The organism is Lentzea sp. NPDC059081 (assembly GCF_042738015.1).
In the GTDB taxonomy this organism is placed as follows: Bacteria; Actinomycetota; Actinomycetes; order Mycobacteriales; family Pseudonocardiaceae; genus Lentzea.
The window spans coordinates 58,646-76,579 of the sequence record NZ_JBHYGW010000022.1 but is presented as its reverse complement, the minus strand read 5'-3'; the positions used below and the strand labels follow the sequence as shown (position 1 = coordinate 76,579).

At 70.6% G+C, this 17,934-nt stretch carries 15 protein-coding genes; 8 read left to right on the top strand and 7 right to left on the bottom strand.

Annotated features, from left to right (window positions below; all coding sequences use genetic code 11):
• Positions 1-61: 61 nt before the first annotated feature.
• Positions 62-1,564: an alpha/beta hydrolase gene (locus ACFWV3_RS34680; RefSeq protein WP_382417678.1), complete on the top strand. Its 1,503-nt coding sequence runs from the start codon at positions 62-64 to the stop codon at positions 1,562-1,564.
• Between the two features lie 45 nt (positions 1,565-1,609).
• Positions 1,610-3,760: an ATP-binding protein gene (locus ACFWV3_RS34675; protein WP_382417676.1), complete on the top strand. Its 2,151-nt coding sequence runs from the start codon at positions 1,610-1,612 to the stop codon at positions 3,758-3,760.
• A 268-nt stretch (positions 3,761-4,028) separates the two neighbouring features.
• Here ACFWV3_RS34675 and ACFWV3_RS34670 read toward each other — a convergent pair whose 3' ends face one another.
• The gene (locus tag ACFWV3_RS34670) at positions 4,029-4,715 is read right to left on the bottom strand and encodes a DUF6319 family protein (protein WP_382417674.1); all 687 of its coding nucleotides are present in this window, start codon (positions 4,713-4,715) and stop codon (positions 4,029-4,031) included.
• A gap of 125 nt (positions 4,716-4,840) precedes the next feature.
• On the opposite strand from ACFWV3_RS34670, the gene ACFWV3_RS34665 reads away from it, so the two are divergent.
• A complete protein-coding gene (locus ACFWV3_RS34665) occupies positions 4,841-5,257 on the top strand; it encodes a hypothetical protein (protein WP_382417672.1) in 417 nt (138 codons plus the stop codon).
• A gap of 1 nt (position 5,258) precedes the next feature.
• Here the strand turns inward: ACFWV3_RS34665 and ACFWV3_RS34660 are convergent, their stop codons facing one another.
• From ACFWV3_RS34660 to ACFWV3_RS34645, 4 genes are all read right to left on the bottom strand, one after another.
• Positions 5,259-5,459, bottom strand: coding sequence for a hypothetical protein (locus ACFWV3_RS34660; protein WP_382417670.1), 201 nt, complete (start codon positions 5,457-5,459; stop codon positions 5,259-5,261).
• Between the two features lie 199 nt (positions 5,460-5,658).
• Positions 5,659-8,283 (bottom strand): NACHT domain-containing protein, encoded by a 2,625-nt coding sequence (locus tag ACFWV3_RS34655; RefSeq protein WP_382417668.1) that lies wholly within the window; start codon positions 8,281-8,283, stop codon positions 5,659-5,661.
• 31 nt (positions 8,284-8,314) lie between these two features.
• Entirely contained in the window at positions 8,315-9,325 is a 1,011-nt protein-coding gene (gene ligD, locus ACFWV3_RS34650) for a non-homologous end-joining DNA ligase (RefSeq protein ID WP_382417666.1), read from the bottom strand.
• A gap of 9 nt (positions 9,326-9,334) precedes the next feature.
• Positions 9,335-9,934 carry a TetR family transcriptional regulator gene (locus ACFWV3_RS34645; protein ID WP_382417665.1) on the bottom strand — a complete coding sequence of 200 codons (600 nt, stop codon included), beginning with the start codon at positions 9,932-9,934 and terminating at the stop codon, positions 9,335-9,337.
• A 40-nt stretch (positions 9,935-9,974) separates the two neighbouring features.
• Between ACFWV3_RS34645 and ACFWV3_RS34640 the strand changes: the two genes are divergently transcribed.
• Genes ACFWV3_RS34640 through ACFWV3_RS34625 form a run of 4 tightly spaced genes read left to right on the top strand, consistent with a single transcriptional unit; the run spans position 9,975 to position 13,598 of the window.
• A complete protein-coding gene (locus ACFWV3_RS34640) occupies positions 9,975-11,120 on the top strand; it encodes an acyl-CoA dehydrogenase family protein (RefSeq protein WP_382417663.1) in 1,146 nt (381 codons plus the stop codon).
• A gap of 10 nt (positions 11,121-11,130) precedes the next feature.
• Positions 11,131-12,300 (top strand): acyl-CoA dehydrogenase family protein, encoded by a 1,170-nt coding sequence (locus ACFWV3_RS34635; RefSeq protein WP_382417662.1) that lies wholly within the window; start codon positions 11,131-11,133, stop codon positions 12,298-12,300.
• The gene (locus ACFWV3_RS34630) at positions 12,301-13,047 is read left to right on the top strand and encodes a MaoC/PaaZ C-terminal domain-containing protein (protein ID WP_382417660.1); all 747 of its coding nucleotides are present in this window, start codon (positions 12,301-12,303) and stop codon (positions 13,045-13,047) included.
• Entirely contained in the window at positions 13,044-13,598 is a 555-nt protein-coding gene (locus tag ACFWV3_RS34625) for a LuxR C-terminal-related transcriptional regulator (protein WP_382417659.1), read from the top strand. Before ACFWV3_RS34630 ends, ACFWV3_RS34625 begins: the two co-directional genes overlap by 4 nt.
• Here the strand turns inward: ACFWV3_RS34625 and ACFWV3_RS34620 are convergent.
• Positions 13,595-15,295: a LuxR C-terminal-related transcriptional regulator gene (locus tag ACFWV3_RS34620; protein ID WP_382417657.1), complete on the bottom strand. Its 1,701-nt coding sequence runs from the start codon at positions 15,293-15,295 to the stop codon at positions 13,595-13,597. The two genes, ACFWV3_RS34625 and ACFWV3_RS34620, sit on opposite strands and share 4 nt — an antisense overlap.
• A gap of 199 nt (positions 15,296-15,494) precedes the next feature.
• On the opposite strand from ACFWV3_RS34620, the gene ACFWV3_RS34615 reads away from it, so the two are divergent.
• Entirely contained in the window at positions 15,495-15,878 is a 384-nt protein-coding gene (locus ACFWV3_RS34615; protein WP_382417655.1) for an SsgA family sporulation/cell division regulator, read from the top strand.
• On the opposite strand, the gene ACFWV3_RS34610 is transcribed toward ACFWV3_RS34615, so the two are convergent.
• A complete protein-coding gene (locus ACFWV3_RS34610; RefSeq protein WP_382417653.1) occupies positions 15,870-17,933 on the bottom strand; it encodes a helix-turn-helix domain-containing protein in 2,064 nt (687 codons plus the stop codon). The genes ACFWV3_RS34615 and ACFWV3_RS34610 overlap by 9 nt on opposite strands.
• Position 17,934: the final 1 nt, after the last annotated feature.

Here is a 17,934-nt window from a genome sequence, read left to right as displayed (position 1 = left end):
TCCCGGATCGTGAACGAGAGTGAGGACTTCTGTGCGTCGCGCTGCCTTGGCCCTACTGGCAGTGAGCGTGCTGGCTGCGTGCAGCGCGGGACCCTCGACCCGGCCGGTGATCGCCGTGCGGGGTGAGGAGAACGGGCCGGTCGACCAGAGCACGCTCGCGGGGCCGCAGCCCGTGCCCCCGCTGGACGAGTACAAGAAGGACTCGCTCGCGTGGGCGCCGTGCAACGAGCAGATGAAGGACCGTCTCGGCGGTGACGCACCGCAGGGCGACCTGACCTACGAGTGCTCGCGCATGTCCGCCGTGCTCGACCCGCCGGGACGTCCCGGCCGCGGCACGATCGGCATCGCGCTGATGCGCGTGGGTACCGGCAAGAGCGCGTTGGTCGTGGTGAACGACCCCGGTGGCGAGCCCGGCACGGTGAAGGCGGCCCGGCTCGCGGCGGCGTTGCCGAAGGAGATCCTCAGCACGTACACGCTGATCGGCGTGGACCGCCGCGGCACGGGCCGGTCGGACGGCTTGGCGTGCGTCCCGATGGGGACGCGTGCGCAGCTCGTCGAGTACGACCCCGTGTCGACCGAGCAGTCGAACCTGGTCGTCGCGGCCGGTGAGGCGTCGCAGGAGTGCGTGCTGGACCTCGAGGGCAGGCTGACCGCGTTCGACTCGTGGCGCGCGGCCGCCGACCTGGAACGCCTCCGCGACTACCTGGGCACCGACCGCCTGAACGCGATCGGCCTGGGCGAGGGCTCGCGGGTGATCACGACCTACGCCCAGCGCTACCCGAACCGCATCGGCCGCACCGTCCTCGACGGCGCCCCGGACCCGACGCTGGACCAGGTGGGCGTCCTGGAGTCCCGCGCGGTCGCCGCCGAGGCGACGCTCGAGGCGTTCGCGCGCGACTGCAAGATCCGCACCTGCGCCCTGACGAACCCGCGCGAGGACGTGCAGGCCCTGCTGACCCAGCTGCGCACGACCAGGGTCCGCGGCGACTACATCGACCTGACCCCCGGCTCGGCCCTGAACGCCGTCGCGACCGGCCTGGCCGACCGCTCCCGCTGGCCCGCGCTGACCGACGCGCTGGTGAAGGCGCGCGGCGGTGACGGCAGCGGCCTGTTCGCGCTGCTCGCACCCCAGGTCAACGAGCTGGACGAGAACCCGCCCCGCTTCGACGCGGGCCTGATCATCGGCTGCAACGACACCGCCACCCGGATCCCGCCCGACCGGGTGAAGGCGCTGAGCACCGACTGGCAGACCAAGTACCCGATGTTCGGCGCCCTGTACGCCCGCCAGCTGCTGCACTGCAACCCGTTCCCGCCGCCCAAGGCGGAGAAGGTGGACCCGCTGAAGAGCGCGCCGCCGATCGTGGTGCTGAGCACGGCCAACGACCCGCTGACGCCCGCGCCCGGCTCGGAGCACGCGGCGCAGCGGCTGCCGGGGTCGGCGTTGATCGGGTGGCAGGGCAGCGGGCACGGTGCGCTTGGGCTGTCCGGGTGTGCCACCACCGCTGTCCGGGACTACCTGATCGACGCGAAGGTACCGTCGAACGGGACCGTCTGTCCTCCGTGATCCGGCCGGTCCGCTGACGGGCCGTGACCGAGATCGGAGTGCGGGATGGAGATCGCGCCGACGAACCAGGTCCACGGTCACGCCGGCACCGTGGTGCAGATCCACGACGTCCACGGCGATCTCCGCCTGCACCAGTCGAACCCGTCCATCCACCCGGTGACGCCGCACCAGCTCCCGGCGGACATCCGGCAGTTCAGCGGGCGGGAAACCGAACTGCGGCAGCTCGACTCGGTGCTGGAGGACGAGCGTCCGGCGGCCGCGGTCGTCGTCTGCGCGATCGCCGGCACCGCGGGGGTCGGCAAGACCGCCCTGGCCGTCCGGTGGGCGCACCGGGTGCGCGACCGGTTCCCGGACGGCCAGCTGTACGTCGACCTGCTCGGGTACTCACCCGACGCGCCGGTCCTGCCCGGCCAGGCGCTGGAGGGGTTCCTGCACGCACTCGGCGTGTCGGGCGATGCCGTTCCGCCGCGGCTCAGCGACCAGGCCGCGCTCTACCGCTCGCTGCTCGACGGCCGCAGAGTCCTGGTGGTGCTCGACAACGCGAGCACTCCGGACCAGGTGCGCCCCCTCCTCCCCGGCTCGAACACCTGCTTCGCCCTGATCACCAGCCGCAGCAGCCTGTCCGGTCTCGTCAGCCGCAACGACGCGCGGCGGCTCACCCTGGACCTGTTGTCCCCCACCGAGTCCCTGAGCCTGCTCCGCGACCTGGTCGGTGCCGGCCGGGTCGAGGCGGAGCCGCTCGCCGCCGCGACCCTGGCCGGCCAGTGCGGCCGCCTGCCCCTGGCGCTCCGGGTGGCCGGCGAACGCGCGGCGGCCGAGCCCGCCCTTGCGCTGAGCGAGCTCGTCGACGAGCTGCGGGACGAGCGCAGTCGCCTGGACCTGCTGTCCGGCGCGGACGACCAGGACGCGAGCACCGCCGTGCGCGCGGTCTTCTCCTGGTCGTACCGCGGCCTGGCACCGCCCGTCGCCAGGCTGTTCCGGCTGCTGGGGCTGCACCCCGGACCCGACTTCGGCGCACCGGTGGCCGCCGCACTGGCCGATGTCGGGCTGCTTCAGGCGAAGCGTCTCCTGCAGGCACTGGCGCGCTCGAACCTCATCCAGCCGAGCGACCCCGGCAGATACCGGTTCCACGACGTGGTGCGCCTCTACGCGGCTGAGCTCGCCGAGTCGGAGGAGGCGGACGGTGAGCGCACCGCGGCGGTTCGCCGGATGCTCGGCTGCTACCTCCGTTCCTCGAGCGCCGCCGACAGGCTCCTGTTGCCGCTGTTCACCCCTCCGGTGGCGGACTTGCCGGAACCGCCGGCCGACGTCGTGCCCTTCACCTCGCGCGATGAAGCCCTGAAATGGTGTGAAACCGAAGCGGGCAACCTCTCCGCCGCGGTCCGCCAGGCAGCTCAGCTCGGCGAGCACGAGGTGGCGGCAGCATTCCCGCGTGCCCTGTGGAGTTACTACGACCTGCGCAAACCGTGGACCGAGTGGATCGCCACCTACGAGATCGGCATGTCCTCGGCTCGACTGCTGGGTGATGACAAGACCCTCGCCTGGATCGTCCGGGCGCTCGGCGTGGCCCACTACGACCTCCAGCACTACGACGAGGCCGCCGCGCTGTTCTCGGAGTCGCTGGCCATCCGCCGCGCCATCGGTGACCTCGGCGGTACTCCCGCCAGCCTCGACATGCTCGGCACCACTTATCGCAGGCAAGGATTTCAGGACGCCGCACTCGACTGCCACCAGGAGGCGCTCGCCATCCGGCTCGAAGGCGGGGACAAGCGCGGAATCGCTGTCACGCTCAACCGGCTGGGCTCGACCTATCGCGATCTCGAACGCTTCGACGAGTCCCTCGACCACCTGACCAGATCACTCGTCCTGAGGCGGGAAATCGGCGATCTGCACGGGCAGGGTTTCGCACTCCACAGCATCGGCGCCACTTACGAACAACTCGGCCGCCTGCGCGATGCCATGGAGGCGTACGAGCAGTCGCTGGTCATGCGCAGGGAGATCGGTGATCGTCGTGGCGAGGCCGAGATCCTCCATTGCCTCGGGAAGATCCTGCTGCGCTCGGATAGGGCCGGCCGGGCGCGCGAGGCGTGGGCGGACGCTCTCGTGATACTCGACGAGCTCGGCGCGCCCCAGGCCGCGGACGTCCGCCGGGAACTCCGGGAGCTCGACTCCGGCCGGAACGCGGAAGAAGCCTGATGCGGCAAAGGGAGCCTGCCGCGTGAACCACACCGCGGCAGACTCCCTCGCCGAATCTTCGTGTCAGCAGCTGGAACAGCAGCCGCAGCCGGGACCCGTGCACCCGGAACAGCACCCACACGTACCCATCAGGGCCTCCCGTACTCCAAGCCGGTCCTCGCGCGGGACCTCCGCGCATCCCACGGTCCGCCCCGGCACCAGCCCTGGGAACCCCTCTCACCCGAACGCGTGGCGACTGCCACCGCTCGGGTCGCGGCCCGTGACAGAGCTACGCGCCCAGGTCCTCCAGGGCCTTCTGCGCTGCCTCCAACTCGGCGCGCAACTGCTCCACCCGGGCCAGCTGCTGGGCACGCGCCGCGTTCAGGACGCCCTCGACGATCTCCGCGACCTCGGGCGTGAGCAGCTTCGCGGCCTGGGCCACGGCGGCCGGCGGGACCGGGGTCGGGCGGACCGTCTTGCGGGTGCCCTGCATGACCTCGACGACCCACTCGCCCTCGCCCACCGAGACCAGCGTGACGGTGACCTCGGGGGTCGCGTTCTTCGCCGCCGGCTTGCGGGCGGGCTTCGCGGCGGGCGCCTGCTCCGCGGGAGCGGCGGGTTTCGGCTTGGGGGCCGCTGGCTTCACCGGCGCCTCCGGGACGTAGGGATGGATGATCTCAGTCTCCCGCGGCGGCTCCGGCGGCGCCGGAGGAGGGGTCGCCGGCTTCTTGCGCGGCGGCGGCTTCTCCAGCGTCAGCTCGGCCGGGGAGAAGGACATCTCGTCCTTCGAGCCCGTGGGCCGGACCTGGATGAAGTCGCCCTCGGGAGGATCGGTGACCGCCAGCAGCTTCGCCGACCTCCCCTCCTCCATGCCCACCGCGGCCGCCGTGAACCACACCAGCGGCTGGGTGCCTCCGTCCAGCTGCGAGCGCAGGCTGTCGACGTCCTCCGCCGACAACCCGCTCTTCTTCGCCATCGCGCTGCCTCCCCACCGTTCGAACACCTGTGCCCCAGCATGCCCTACTCCCCCGACATTTCTGAGCACAGGGTCGGCTTCAAGATCATCACGAACCTCCTGGCCGTGGTACGACAGGAGGCACCATGCGCCGAACGCTGATCGCACTCACAGCCTTCACGACTTTGGCCTGCACACCCGAACCACCTCCCGCGCCCACGACCCCCAGCGCACCCGCCCCGCTCACCGGCGAGTGGGACAAGAAGCTCGACGCAGCAACGCAAACACCACACCCGTGCGGCCCCACGACCGCACGCACACCGGCGTGCGCGGACCGGCTCGCCAACCAGGCCGACGTCGTGTCCGCTCTCGGCGCTGAGCTCCGGGCACGCGAGGACTCCCGCCGCTACAGCAGGACACTGGCCGGCATCGTCAAGGTCTTCCAGGCGCGCGAAGCCTACGCGGACTGCACCACCGACGAGGACTGCTGGCGCCAGGCCTGGCAGATCAACCTCGGCACGCTGGCCGTCAGGACGACCCTCCAGACCGACCAGACCCGCTGACTCAGGCCTCTTCGCCCCGCAACCGGTACTCGCAGCCGTACTCGACCGCGTACGACAGCTCGTAGATGTGCACGATCTTCGGCCCACCGTGCAGGTGGACATACGTCACGGTCTGCTTCGGATCCTCCGGCGTGGACGGCAACGAGTCGACCCGGCCGTCGAGGGGACCGCCGACGTACCGCACGACATAAGGCTGGGACATCACGACCTCCTCTCGCGTTCACCTCATTCTACGAGGTCGCTCATAGGATTCGTCACTGATACAGCCGGTTGGCTCACTCGCCGAACCACCGTCTTCCGGCACCACCGGCCGCTCTTCGTCACGAAACGCCCACCTCGGCGCGCTTCCGTTGCCGCCCAACGCATGCCACTTTGCGCAGCGGACCCGGGCGGCGCCGGGTTCAGCGCGCGGGATCGACGAACGACATCTGGCTGTTCGCCCACCGGCGCAGACATCCGTGCAGGGCGGCCAGCGAGTTGTTCTCCCTGGTGTACAACCACAACCGCTCACCGAGCGCACGCCGTTCCGCCGGCCCGTGGACCATCGGCACGCGGGAGTCGTCCATCAGCTCCTGCGGCAGGTCCCAGCGCAGGCCGGCCTCGCACATGGCGGCGGCAAGGACGGCGACCAGGCCGGAGAGTGCCGGATGGTCCGCGGCGAGCGGTTTGAGCACCAGCTCGCGGTCAACTCCGGTGAACCACCGGACGATCTTCGCCAGTACCGACACCGGGAGCGGCAGCACGTCGGGAAGCGCAGGAGCGAGCGCTTTCGACACCGCGTCGAAGTACCTGTGCCGGTGCGCCACCGACGCCGGGGTGAGGTCCCGGATCGCCTTCACGAGCGGGCCGGGCACGTACTCGGTCCCGTCACCGGGCAGCAATGCGTACACGAACGTCCGTGCACGGTGCCGTCGCAGGAAGATCTCCGGTGCCACGAGCCCGTGGCGCGCCTCGCCGAGCGCCACCTCGTACGCGACAGCGGGTTCGCGCACGACCAGTCCCGCGCCGAGCCGAAGATCGGTGTCCAGGTCACGGGTACCGGCGGTCCGCTCGACCACCTTCCTGGCGATGGTCGCGGCGCGGTGCCTCCTCCTGCCGCGCAGGGCGATGAGGCCGTTCCTGAGGTACTCGTCACCGGTGCGTCCCAGCAGCGCGAAGGCGTGCTCCAGCAGCTCCACGACCGTCGCGCGGCGGACGCTGTTGTGTTCGAGGAACGAGACGCAGAACGTGATGATGGCGAGCTCGGCCCGCTCGTTGGGCGTCGTGCGCGCCGACTTGAGCAGCAGGGCCACGCACTCGTCACCGCCGTCGGCGCGGTTGACGTCGTACATCTGCAACGCCACCTGCGGCACGACGAAGCTCTTGCCGGAGATGATCATCGGCCGCAGGACGCCCACGAGCCCGATCGCGGTCGGCTGCGTGCGCAGGACATGACAAGCCGTGTAGTACTCCATGAACGTCCGGTGGGTGAAGCCGAACCGCCGTTCGCCGCTGCTGGACGTGCTGATCTGCGTCAGCACCCACGCCCGTGCCGCGCAGTAGTTGAGGAAGGCGCGCGCCTGCTGGTGGTAGGTCAGCGTGTCCTCGTCCTCACGTTCCTCGAGGTGGGCGACGACCAGGCGTTCCAGCTCACGCTCCCCCGCCGAGCCCTGGCCGCCCAGCTGGAAGAAGAAGTGCTGGGCCAGCTCCTGCACGAGGAACTTCGCGAGCTTCACCGACGAGCGGATCAACGACGGGACCTGGCTCACCGAGTCCCACCGGACGAGCATCAGCTCGGCGCACTCCCGGTAGACGTCCGCGCTGTTCTCCGGGATGTAGCCCTCGCTCTGGTAGAGCATGCAGAGCAACGAGAGCATCAACGGGTTCGACCGCAGGTCCCGCACGTGCTCGCTGTCGGTGAGGAACGCCGAGCTGTGCGCACCCTCGACAGTGCTGTGCGGACGCATCAGCGAGAACCAGGTGCGCACGTAGTGCCCGACCTGCTCGTCGTCGAAGTCCGGCAGCCAGTGCACCGGGAAGGCCTCGGAGTCGAGCATCGCAACCGGGTAGCTCTCCTCCCGGCAGGTGACCACGATGCGCGTCAGGGGGAAGCGGGCGGCGAACGCCTCGATCGCGAGCACCACGGCCCGGCGCGCAGCGAGCCCGCCGACCTCGTCCAGCCCGTCGAAGACCACGAGCCCGTCACCGCGGTCCAGCACGTCGGTGAGGTGCTGCCGCGGCACCTCCCTCTGCACCAGCGGACGCAGGTCGGCGGTCAGGATCGAGACGAAGTCGTCCTTCAGCTTCTGGTGGTGCTTGAGCTGGACGAGCAGCGGCACGACCCGGCTGCCGGCGGTGGTAGCCGTGCGGTGGATCATCCGCCGGATGAACGTGCTCTTGCCCGCCCCGGGATTGCCGACGACGACGAACTTCCGCGCGGTCAGCTCGCCTTCGGCGACCCGCGGTTTCGACGGGTCCCGCGGGTCTTTGCGGCGCAGCGTGCGCGGCACGTAGATCTTCTCTACCGGGAAGCGGAAGTCCTCCTTGGAGTGCGGCATCACCATCCGGTCGTACGCACGCCCCATCGCCGCGCGGATCACGGTACCGGCATCGGACGACTCCCCTGACCTGACCGAGTCGAGCGCCAGCGCGAGCCGTTCCGCGATCGGCCGTTCGGGCCCCTTCACCGCGATGCGGATTTTGTCGCTGGCGTCGATCCTGCGCCCCGACTCCCGCGCCAGATAGTCGATCTTCCCCCAGAGATCGCGCGCGAACTCGCGCGTGGCCTGGTCGTCCACTCCGACGGCGCCGACGACCTCGTGCACGAACGCGGCCAGGAGCTCGGCCTTCTCCGCCTCCGTGTCGTCACCCGCCTGGCCGGTGTGATGGCGGTTGCAGCACAGCTCGATCAGGGTGCGGCAGTCACGTCCGCCCAGGTAGGCGATGGTGCGGCTACGCGTGCGGGCGGGAATCGGCTCCTCGGACTCGCGGACGTCTACCACCGCCGCGACGGCGATGTCCGCCGCGACAGACGAGATTGCGACCATGCCCGGAAGATCGGCACCTCTCCGGCCGCCGTTACTCCTGCTTGCGGGCCCGCGACGGCTGCACCCGCAACGGCTCGCCCGGCATCTTCGGGTAGTCCGGCGGGTACGGCATCTCGCCGCGCGGGTCAGCCGCGTACCACTCCAGCAGCTTCTCGATCCCGAACGCCTCCGAGTCGAGCGAGGCGTGCGGATCCCCGCGCTCCTCCAGGTACTTCGGCACCGTCAGCACGTCGAAGTCATCGGGGTCCACAGTGGACAGCTCGTCCCAGGTCACCGGAGTGGAGACGGTGGCACGGGAGGTGCCGCGCACGGACCAGGCGGACGCGATCGTGCGGTCGCGCGCGGCCTGGTTGAAGTCGATGAACACGCGTTCGCCGCGTTCTTCCTTCCACCACGCCGAAGTCGCCAGCGACGGCGCCCGCTTCTCCACCTCGCGGGCGAGGGCGATCACGGCGTGCCGGACGTCGATGAAGTCCCACTCCGGCCGGATGCGCACGGCCACGTGGATGCCGCGGCCGCCGGACGTCTTCGGGTAGCCGACCAGGCCGGCGTCGTCCAGCACCTCGCGCAGGACGGCGGCGACGCGGGCGGCGTCGGAGAAGTCCGTGCCCGGTTGCGGGTCGAGGTCGATGCGCAGCTCGTCGGGGTGGTCGACGTCGGGGCGCCGCACCGGCCACGGGTGGAAGTCGAACGTGCCGAGGTTCGCGGCCCACACGACCACCGCTTCGGAGGTCGGGCAGATCTCGTCGGCTGGCCGGCCAGACGGGAACTTCACCTGCACCGTCTCGACGTAGTCGGGCGCGCCCTTGGGCACGCGCTTCTGGTAGAACGCCTCTCCCTCGACGCCGTCGACGAACCGCTTGAGCACCACCGGGCGGTCGCGCAGCACCGTCAGGAGCACGGGCGCCACGGTGCGGTAGTACTCGACCACCTGCCCCTTGGTGATGCCCCGCGCGGGGAAGTACGGCTTGTCCGGGTTGGACACCCGCACCAGCTGGTCACCGACCTCGAGCTCGATCGCCTTCGACTTCGCAGCAGCCACGCGACGACACTAGAGCCCGCGCACGAACGCCGCGAGCGCCAGCTCGAAGCTGTCCCGGTCCAGCTCGCGGGCCACGCCGGGGAGCAGGTGGGCGCGGTCGAGGTGCGGGTAGCGCTCGGAGTAGTCGGCGGGGTCGGCGGAGAAGCCGCTGGAGAACGAGCTCAGCGCGGAGCCGAACACGACGTATATGAGGCCGGCGGCGATCATCGTGGCCTCGCGGCGCGACCAGCCCGCGTCGACCAGGGCGCCGTGCAGGATGTCGAGGCGGCGCAGGGACTCGTCGCGGCCCGCCGGTCCGTAGGCCAGGAACGGCACGATGTTCGGGTGCGAGGAGAGCGCCTCACGGTACGAGCGCGCGCATCGGAGCAGGCCCTCGCGCCAGTCCACGGCGAAGCCCGAGACGTCGACCGACGCCAGGATCGTCGACGCGATGTCGTTCAGCAGCTGGTCCTTGGTGCGGACGTGCCCGTACAGCGACGCGGCCTGCACACCCAGCTCGGCGGCGAGCTTGCGCATGGACAGACCGTCCAGGCCGTCGCGGTCGATGATGGCCAGGGCCGCCGACCTGATGCGGTCGGCGCTCAGCAGAGGGGTGCTCGGCCGGGGCATGTGGGTTAACCTAACACTGTTCGGTTAATCGGGAGGGGTCGTGGATCTGACGCTTTCGGACGAACACCGGCAGCTCAGGGAGCTGGCACGGCGGTTCACCGACGAACGCATCGTCCCGCACGCCGTGCGCTGGGACCGCGAGGAGGCCATCGACCGCGACCTCGTGCCGGCGCTCGGCGAGGTCGGGTTCCTCGGTCTCGGCATCGACGAGCGCTACGGCGGGTCGGGTGGCGACAACCTGGCCTACTGCCTGGTGCTCGAAGAGGTCGCACGAGGGGACAGCGCCGTGCGGGGCATCATCTCGGTCTCGCTCGGGCTGGTCGCGAAGTCGATCGCGAAGCACGGCACCGAGGAGCAGAAGCAGCGCTGGCTGCCCGGTCTCACCAGCGGCCGGCAGGTCGGCTGCTTCGCGCTCACGGAACCCGGCACCGGCAGCGACGCCGGCAGCCTGGTCACCAAAGCCACCAAGACGGACAGCGGCTACCGCATCACCGGCCGCAAGGTGTTCATCACCAACGGCACGTGGGCCGACGTCGCGCTCGTGTTCGCCCGTACCGGCGGACCGGGGCCGAAGGGCATCAGCGCGTTCCTCGTCCCCACGGACACCGCGGGCTTCACCGCCACCGAGATCAAGGGCAAGCTCGGCATGCGCGGCCAGGCGACGGCCGAGATCACGCTCGACGACGTCGAGGTGCCGGACGACGCCCTGCTCAGCGACGAGGGCTTCAAGCTCGCGATGGGCGCCCTAGACAAGGGCCGGATGTCCGTCGCGGCGGGCTGCGTCGGTGCCGCGCGGGGCGCCCTGGAAGCCGCGTTGAAGTACGCCGGGGAGCGCGAGCAGTTCGGCAAGCCCATCGCGGGCTTCCAGCTCGTCCAGGAGCTCCTCGCGGATATGGCGGTCGAGACGGACGCCGCCCGCCTGCTCACCTGGCGCGTCGCCGACCTCGCGGATCGCGGTCAGCCGATGAGCACCGAGGCGTCCATGGCCAAGCTCTACGCCAGCGAGGCCGCGGTCCGGGTCGCCAACAACGCCATCCAGGTCTTCGGCGGCTACGGCTACATCGACGAGTACCCGGTGGGCAAGTACCTCCGGGACACCCGCGTCACCACCCTCTACGAGGGCACCAGCCAGATCCAGAAACTGCTCATCGGCCGCGCGCTCACGGGCGTGAACGCGTTCATCTGAGAGGAAAGCAATGGACTTCACGCTCGACGAGGAGCAGAAGGAGATCCGCGACTGGGTGCGGACCTTCGTGCGCAAGGAGATCATCCCGCTGGAGCCCGAGGTGCTGCGCCGCGAACGCGCCGGCCAGCCCGGTCTGCCGAAGGAGGAGCTCAAGGCGTTGCAGGACAAGGCGAAGCAGGCCGGGTTCTTCGGTGTGCTGACGCCGCAGGAGTACGGCGGCATGGGGCTCGGCGGCATGATGACCGCGCTGATCGAGGCCGAGCTCGGGCGCAGCTTCGTGCCGTTCCGGTTCGGCGGGTACGCGGACAACATCCTGTTCCACGGCAACGAGGAGCAGAAGCAGCGCTACCTGCTGCCGACGATCTCCGGCGAACGGGTGTCGTGCTTCGCGATCACCGAGCCCGGCGCCGGCAGTGACGCCAAGGCCATCCGCACGACCGCCGTCCGCGACGGCGACGAGTGGGTCATCAACGGCGAGAAGACGTTCATCACGCAGGGCAACGAGGCCGACTTCGTGATGGTGTTCGCCGTGACGGACAAGGAGAAGGGCGCCGACGGCGGCGTCACGTGCTTCCTCGTCGACCGCGACATGGGCTGGAAGTCCGAGCCCATCCCGACCATGGGCCAGTGGGGTCCGGCGGCGCTGGTGTTCGACAACGTGCGCGTGCCGCACGAGAACATCCTCGGCGAGGAGGGCAAGGGCTTCAACCTCGCGATGCAGTGGATCGGCCAGGGCCGCTACCTGCTGCCCGCCCGCGCGCTCGGCAGCGTCGAGCGGCTGGTCGAGATGTCGATCGAGCAGGCCAAGAACCGCGTCACGTTCGGCCAGCCCATCGCCGAGTACCAGGCCATCCAGTGGATGATCGCCGACTCCGCGGTCGAGATCGAGGCGCTGCGCTGGCTCGTGCTGCACGCCGCGTGGCTCGTCGACCAGAAGGCGGACTCGCGGCAGGCGCAGTCGATCGCGAAGCTCTACGGCGGCATCAAGGCCAACGAGATCGTCGACCGCGTCCTGCAGATCCACGGCGGCATGGGCTACACCCGCGAGCTGCCGATCGAGCGCTGGTACCGCGAGCTGCGGCTGCTGCGCATCTACGAGGGCACCGACGAGATCCAGCGCCGCACGATCGCCCGCAACCTGCTCAAGGGCCACGCCAACGTGCGCGGCACCCTCGGATAAGTGCTCGACCACGGCATCCTCGGCGTCGTCGACCGGCAGGTCCGCACCTGGTCGGCTGGCGACGCCGAGGTGTACGCGGAGGCGGTCGGCGGCCTCTCCCCCGCGTTCGCCATCCCGTTGCTGCAGCACGGCGGCCCGCAGCTCGGGCTGACCGGCGCCGACATGACGCAGGTCCTGCACGCCGAACAGTCGCTCTGGCTGCACAAACCGCTTCCTGCCGACGGCTCCGCGCTCGTCACCAAGACCGTCGAGCACATCTACGACAAGGGTTCCGGCGCCCTGGTCGTGAGCCGCTGGGAGTCCGAGCACGCGACCACGCGCTCGTCGTGCTTCGTCAAGGGCGACGGCGGTTTCGGTGGGGAACGCGGCGAGACGCGGAAGTTCGGGGTCCCGGACACCGACCCGGAGGTCGGCTTCTTCCGGACCAGCGAGGACCAGGCGTTGCTCTACCGCGAGACCGGTGACGTGAACCCGATGCACCACGACCCGGAGTTCGCGCGGCGGGCCGGGTTCCCGAGACCGATCCTGCACGGCCTGTGCACGCTCGGGATCACCTTGCGCGACAAGGACTTCACCGAGCTGCACGCCCGGTTCACCGCACCGGTGCTCCCCGGCGACGAGCTGCGGGTCGAGCACTGGCCCACCGGCGAGTTCCGCACGTCCGTCGACGACCGGCAGGTCCTGATCGGGTGGGTTCGGCTTTCCGAAGTGGACCTCGGCGGACATCCGCCACGATCGGGGGCATGAGCAGTGCCCTGGCGGACGACGGGATCGTCCCGGTGCGCGTGGCGGTGGAGTCGCGCGACCTGATCAGCGCGGCCGGGGTGACCCACCTGCTGACGTCCTCGCCGCGGGTGCGGGTGGTGCCGGACCGCGCCGACGCGCACGTCCTCCTCGCGCTGGTCAACGAGCTCTGCGCGCAGCAGGCCGCACGGCTGCGGGCCGGCGGCTCGCCGAGGATCGTGGTGATCGCGGCACGGGTGCACGACCTCACGCCGTCGATCGCGGCGCAGGCCGGCCTCCCGGTCCCGGTGCGGCGTGCTGACGTCAACGCCGAACGCCTGGTCGAGCTTCTCGTCGGCGCACAGCCGGTGCGGGACAGGGCGCCCGTGCTCACCGACCGCGACCTGGACCTGTTGCGGCTGCTGGCGGACGGCGCGACGGTCGCGGAGGTGGCCGCACGGCTGTTCTGCTCGGAACGCACCGTGAAGTACGTGCTGCACCAGCTGCTGGACCGGTTCGGGCTGCGAAACCGCGTGCACGCCGTGGCGTGGGCCCTGCGCTCCGGTCTGCTCTAGGAACCGAAGACCAGCGGCAACTGCACCCTCCTGCTGATCCCGGCCTTGCGGTAGACGCGGGTCAGGTGCAGCTCGACCGCGCGGCGCGTGACCCCGAACCGCGCCGCGATCTCCCGGTTCGTCTCGCCTTCCAGCACCAGCCGCACGATGCGCGACTCGTGCGGCGTCAGCTCGTCCCACACCGCTGCTCTCGGCGCACCCAGGGCGAGATGCATGCGCGAGCGGTGGTGCGACAGCAGGGCGTGCGCCCACGACGTCGGCAACGCGCCCATGTAACCGAGTCGCACCAACACTTCCCGCGCGTCAGCGGGCTTTCCGGCGTCCACACAGGAAGCGACGAACGCACCCGTTCCCAGCGCCACACAGCCACGGTCGGGCGACGTGTCAAGCTCGCGCATGAGTCGTGCGACTTCGGCGTGCTCGCCGCGATCCCGGAACGCCCACATCTCCAGCGCCGTCAGCCAGTCCTGCTCCGCACCGACGAGCCGGGCCCGCCCTCGCGGGTCGAGCTCGCCGCACCGCCAGTCGAGGGCCACCGCGTCGAGCCACTCCGCCGCCTCGCCGTCGACGAACGCCCGCAGCCGCGCCAGCTCGTCGGCGCGCGGCGGGATGCCGCACCGCAGGTGGAGGTCCGCCAGCGCCATCGCCACCCGCGCCGCGACGTCCCCGCTCCACGGCTCGCGGAGCGCGGCACGCAGGCACCGCGCGGCGGTCTCCGGCCGTCCGGCGGCCCTGTGCGTTCGTGCCGCGTCGTGCAGTACCGGTGCGGCCCACCGCGTGCCCACCGGTTCCGCGCACTCCAGGACGTGCTCGGCGACGGACGAAGCAGAGCGGCAACGCCGTTGCAGCACGTCGGCGGCCGTGCGGTGCAGGCGGTCACGGAGCTCAGGTGCGGTCTCGTGCCGGATCGCGTGGCGCAAGGCCGGTGTCCGCATCCGCATCGGCTCGTCCCAGGCCAGCCGTGCGTCCACGAGTCGTTCGAACGCCGATCGCGCGCGGAACAGCTCCAGGCCGGAAACCTCGCCCAGCACATCCGGTTCCGAGCTGCCCAACACCGCCAACGCCCGTGCGACAGCCACCGCGTCGGCGTCCAACGTCTCCCAATGCCGCCGCACGGCTCGCAACAACCGCGGCAGCCGCAACCCGGAAAGCACGGCAGGCAAATCCGGAATGTCCGGAACGGTGTCCAGCACGTCGCACACCAGGCCCGGCGCCCCGCCCGTGAACTCCACGAACAGTGAGACCAGATCCGGCGAGACGTCGGCCCGGCGCCGGACGATCTCCGCCACGACTACGTCGTCGACCGGCCGCAACGGCACCCGCACGGCGTCGACCAGCCCCAGTTCATCGGGGTCGACGTCACCGGCGGCCAGCACCGTTCCCCGGAACCGCGCCAGCCGTTCGACCTCCTCGGCGGAGAGCCGTTCGACGTCGTCCGCCACGAGCACTGCGTGGCGATCCACCCCTGCCAACGCACGCACGCCCCGCACCGGTCGCAATCCGCTGCGGACGGCGATCGACGACGCGACGGACAGCAGTGCGCTCTTACCCATGCCCGTCGCGCCGTGCACGACGCACGACCGCGCGGTGCTCAGCGCGTCGGTCAGGACGTCGATCTCCCGCTCGCGCCCGACGAGCAGGCTGCCCGCCTGCCGCACGACGGTGCCGACGAGACCGGGGCGGAGCGGGGTGACCATGCGTTCCAGGAAATCCCTTCCAGCACGAAAGGACCACGCAGAAGCACCGGCAGAAGTACGCAGGTCCGCCCGTTCACACGGACTGAACGTGAAAAGTGTTCGGTGACTCAACTGGTAATGACGACGCGGAAACCTGAACCATTTACGTGCCGTTTACGTGACCTCTTGTGAACACAGGCGAACACCACAGGGAGTCCCGATGCGGGTCGCGTCACGCACCGTCTTCGACTTCGTCCGGCTGAACGGCAGCACCGCCCCGGTCGAGACGGAACTGATCTACCAGGCCGACGACCCGTTCGCGGTGACCATGCGGTTCCACGCCGGCGGCTCGGTGGCGACCTGGATCATGGGCAGGGACCTGCTCGCCGAGGGCATGGGCATGCCCTCGGGGGACGGCGACGTCAGACTCCGCCCCCACTCCGGCCGCACGCTGGTCCTGGAACTGATTTCCGACCGGCACGTGACGGTGTTCCGCTTTTCGGCGAACACGCTGCGGAAGTTCCTCGCCGCCAGCTACCGGCTCGTTCCCGCGGGCACGGAGAGGTTCGACGCGGACGCCTTTCTGAGTACCGTTCTACGCTGAAAGGGCGAGCGCACGCGCCAAATCCTCGTCCGATTCGGCTATCCGACCGGCAGCCCGATGGGCTTCCGCACGATGCACCAACACCTGCGCACGCCACGACGTCATCTGTGCACGCACGTAGACGGCTTCGGCTTCCGTGAGCACTTCCACGGCGTCGTCCGGCCTGTTCGCGTCTATCAGCGCGAGACCGAGCCATCCGAGCGTGCGACCCAGTGCTGAGAGTTCGTAGGCCGTGCGGGCGTATGCGCGCTGTTCGCGTGCCACTTCTTCGTGCACGACCACAGCAGCTTCCGCGCGGTTGGTCCGCCGCCACAACACGCCGAGCACAGACCGTGCGTAGTGCACGTCCTGAGATTCACGCATCGACTCAATGGCCTTGAGACACACACGCTCGGCCTCTTCGTCCTGACCGAGCCCGCTGTGCGCGGCCGACGCGATGAGCCGGACCCAGCCGAGGTGACCGGTCTCGCCCGACGACTCGGCGAGCTGGACCGCCCTGGTCAGCACCTCCAGCGCCGGACCGGACCGGTCGGCGATGTCGAACAGCACCCAGCCGAGCTGGGCGAGCACCACGATCTCCTGCCACGGCTGCCGCGTGGACGCGAGAGCGGCGCGGTAGACGCGTTCCCAGACGAGACCGGGCTCGACGGCCGCGTAGTGCGAGAGTGCGATGACAGCGCGCGCTACGTCGTCGTGCATGTCCATGGACTGCGCGCGTTCGATGGTCTCCAGCAACAGGTCGCGATGCGCGTCCAGCCAACGCCGCGCCGCCTGGATGTCGGTGAACGGCGTGCCGCGCGGACCCACGCGCCGTGCGTCGCCCGTCTGTCCGAAGAGAACCCCTGCGGCCACGGCGGTTTCCAACAGCCACGCGATCATCGCGCGGTGTGCGTCGTCGTCGGTGGCGTCTATCAACCCGTTGGCGAACGTCTGCACGAGGCTGTGGATCGAGTAACCGTTGCCGTCAGGTTCGAGCAGGCTCACGTCGGCCAGTTCCTCGAGTGCCTGCAACGCCTCGCCGACGCCGATGCCCGCGAGCACGGCAGCGAGGTCCGGCGTCACATCGGTGCCGACGAGCAGCCCGAGCCGGCGGAACACGAGCCGCGCGGTCTCCGGCAGGTGCGCCAGCGAGACCTCGAACGCGCCCCGCACGTCGAGGTCGCCCGCGGTGAGGGCGGCGAGCCGGCGTTCCTCGATCTGCTCCACCAGGTGCCGCACCGGCCAGCGCGGGCGGCTGGCGAGCCGGTTGCCCGCGATCCGCACGGCGAGCGGCGACCTCCCGCACAGCTCCACGAGCTCCCGCGCGGCGGCGGGATCCTCGGCGGCACGGGCGGCTCCGATGATCGACGTGAGCAGCTCGACAGCGGCGTCCTCCGCCAGTCCGCCGAGCCGCAGCCACGTGGCGCAGCTCAGTCCGGCGAGCCGGTGCCGCGACGTCACGACCGTGAGGCAGCCCGGATCGGCCCGGAGCGTGCGGACCTCCTCCTTCGTGCGCGCGTTGTCGAGCACGAGCAGAAGACGCTTCCCCTCGACCAACGACCGATAGAGGCGCGTCTGGCCGTGCACGTCCTCCGGCACGTGTTCCGCCGACACGCCGAGGTCCTTGAGCAACCGTTCGAGCGGAGGCGCCGGCCCGTCCAGCTCGACGAACAGCTGACCGTCGGGATAACGCTCCTCCAGCAGGTGCGCGGCCCGCACCGCGAGGCTCGTCTTGCCGGTTCCCGCGGCCCCGTGGGCCACCACGAGCCCACCCCGCGCGGACGCGATCGCGTCCAGCTCGGCGCCCCGGCCGACGAGGTCCGCGACGTACACGGGCAACGACCGGACGGGTCGTGCCCGGCCAGCCCGCGCGAGTCGGCGCAGCTCGTCCCGGCTCGGCTCGTCGAGACCCAGCGCGTCGAGGAGGGCCTCGGTCGTGCGGCGCTGCGGCGACCGGGCCCGGCCGCGTTCCATGTCGGAGATCGCCCGCACGCTGACGCCGGAACGCGCGCTCAGCTCCTCCTGGCTGAGCCCGGCGAGCCTGCGGTGGTGCACGAGCCGGGCGCCGAACGTCATG

Coding starts and splice junctions, on each gene's coding strand:
- ACFWV3_RS34620 (WP_382417657.1), bottom strand. CDS start 15,295: ATGGTCACCCCGCTCCGCCCCGGTCTCGTCGGCACCGTCGTGCGGCAG.
- ACFWV3_RS34665 (WP_382417672.1), top strand. CDS start 4,841: ATGCGCCGAACGCTGATCGCACTCACAGCCTTCACGACTTTGGCCTGC.
- ACFWV3_RS34645 (WP_382417665.1), bottom strand. CDS start 9,934: ATGCCCCGGCCGAGCACCCCTCTGCTGAGCGCCGACCGCATCAGGTCG.
- ACFWV3_RS34615 (WP_382417655.1), top strand. CDS start 15,495: ATGCGGGTCGCGTCACGCACCGTCTTCGACTTCGTCCGGCTGAACGGC.
- ACFWV3_RS34635 (WP_382417662.1), top strand. CDS start 11,131: ATGGACTTCACGCTCGACGAGGAGCAGAAGGAGATCCGCGACTGGGTG.
- ACFWV3_RS34660 (WP_382417670.1), bottom strand. CDS start 5,459: ATGTCCCAGCCTTATGTCGTGCGGTACGTCGGCGGTCCCCTCGACGGC.
- ACFWV3_RS34675 (WP_382417676.1), top strand. CDS start 1,610: ATGGAGATCGCGCCGACGAACCAGGTCCACGGTCACGCCGGCACCGTG.
- ACFWV3_RS34655 (WP_382417668.1), bottom strand. CDS start 8,283: ATGGTCGCAATCTCGTCTGTCGCGGCGGACATCGCCGTCGCGGCGGTG.
- ACFWV3_RS34625 (WP_382417659.1), top strand. CDS start 13,044: ATGAGCAGTGCCCTGGCGGACGACGGGATCGTCCCGGTGCGCGTGGCG.
- ACFWV3_RS34610 (WP_382417653.1), bottom strand. CDS start 17,933: ATGACGTTCGGCGCCCGGCTCGTGCACCACCGCAGGCTCGCCGGGCTC.
- ACFWV3_RS34670 (WP_382417674.1), bottom strand. CDS start 4,715: ATGGCGAAGAAGAGCGGGTTGTCGGCGGAGGACGTCGACAGCCTGCGC.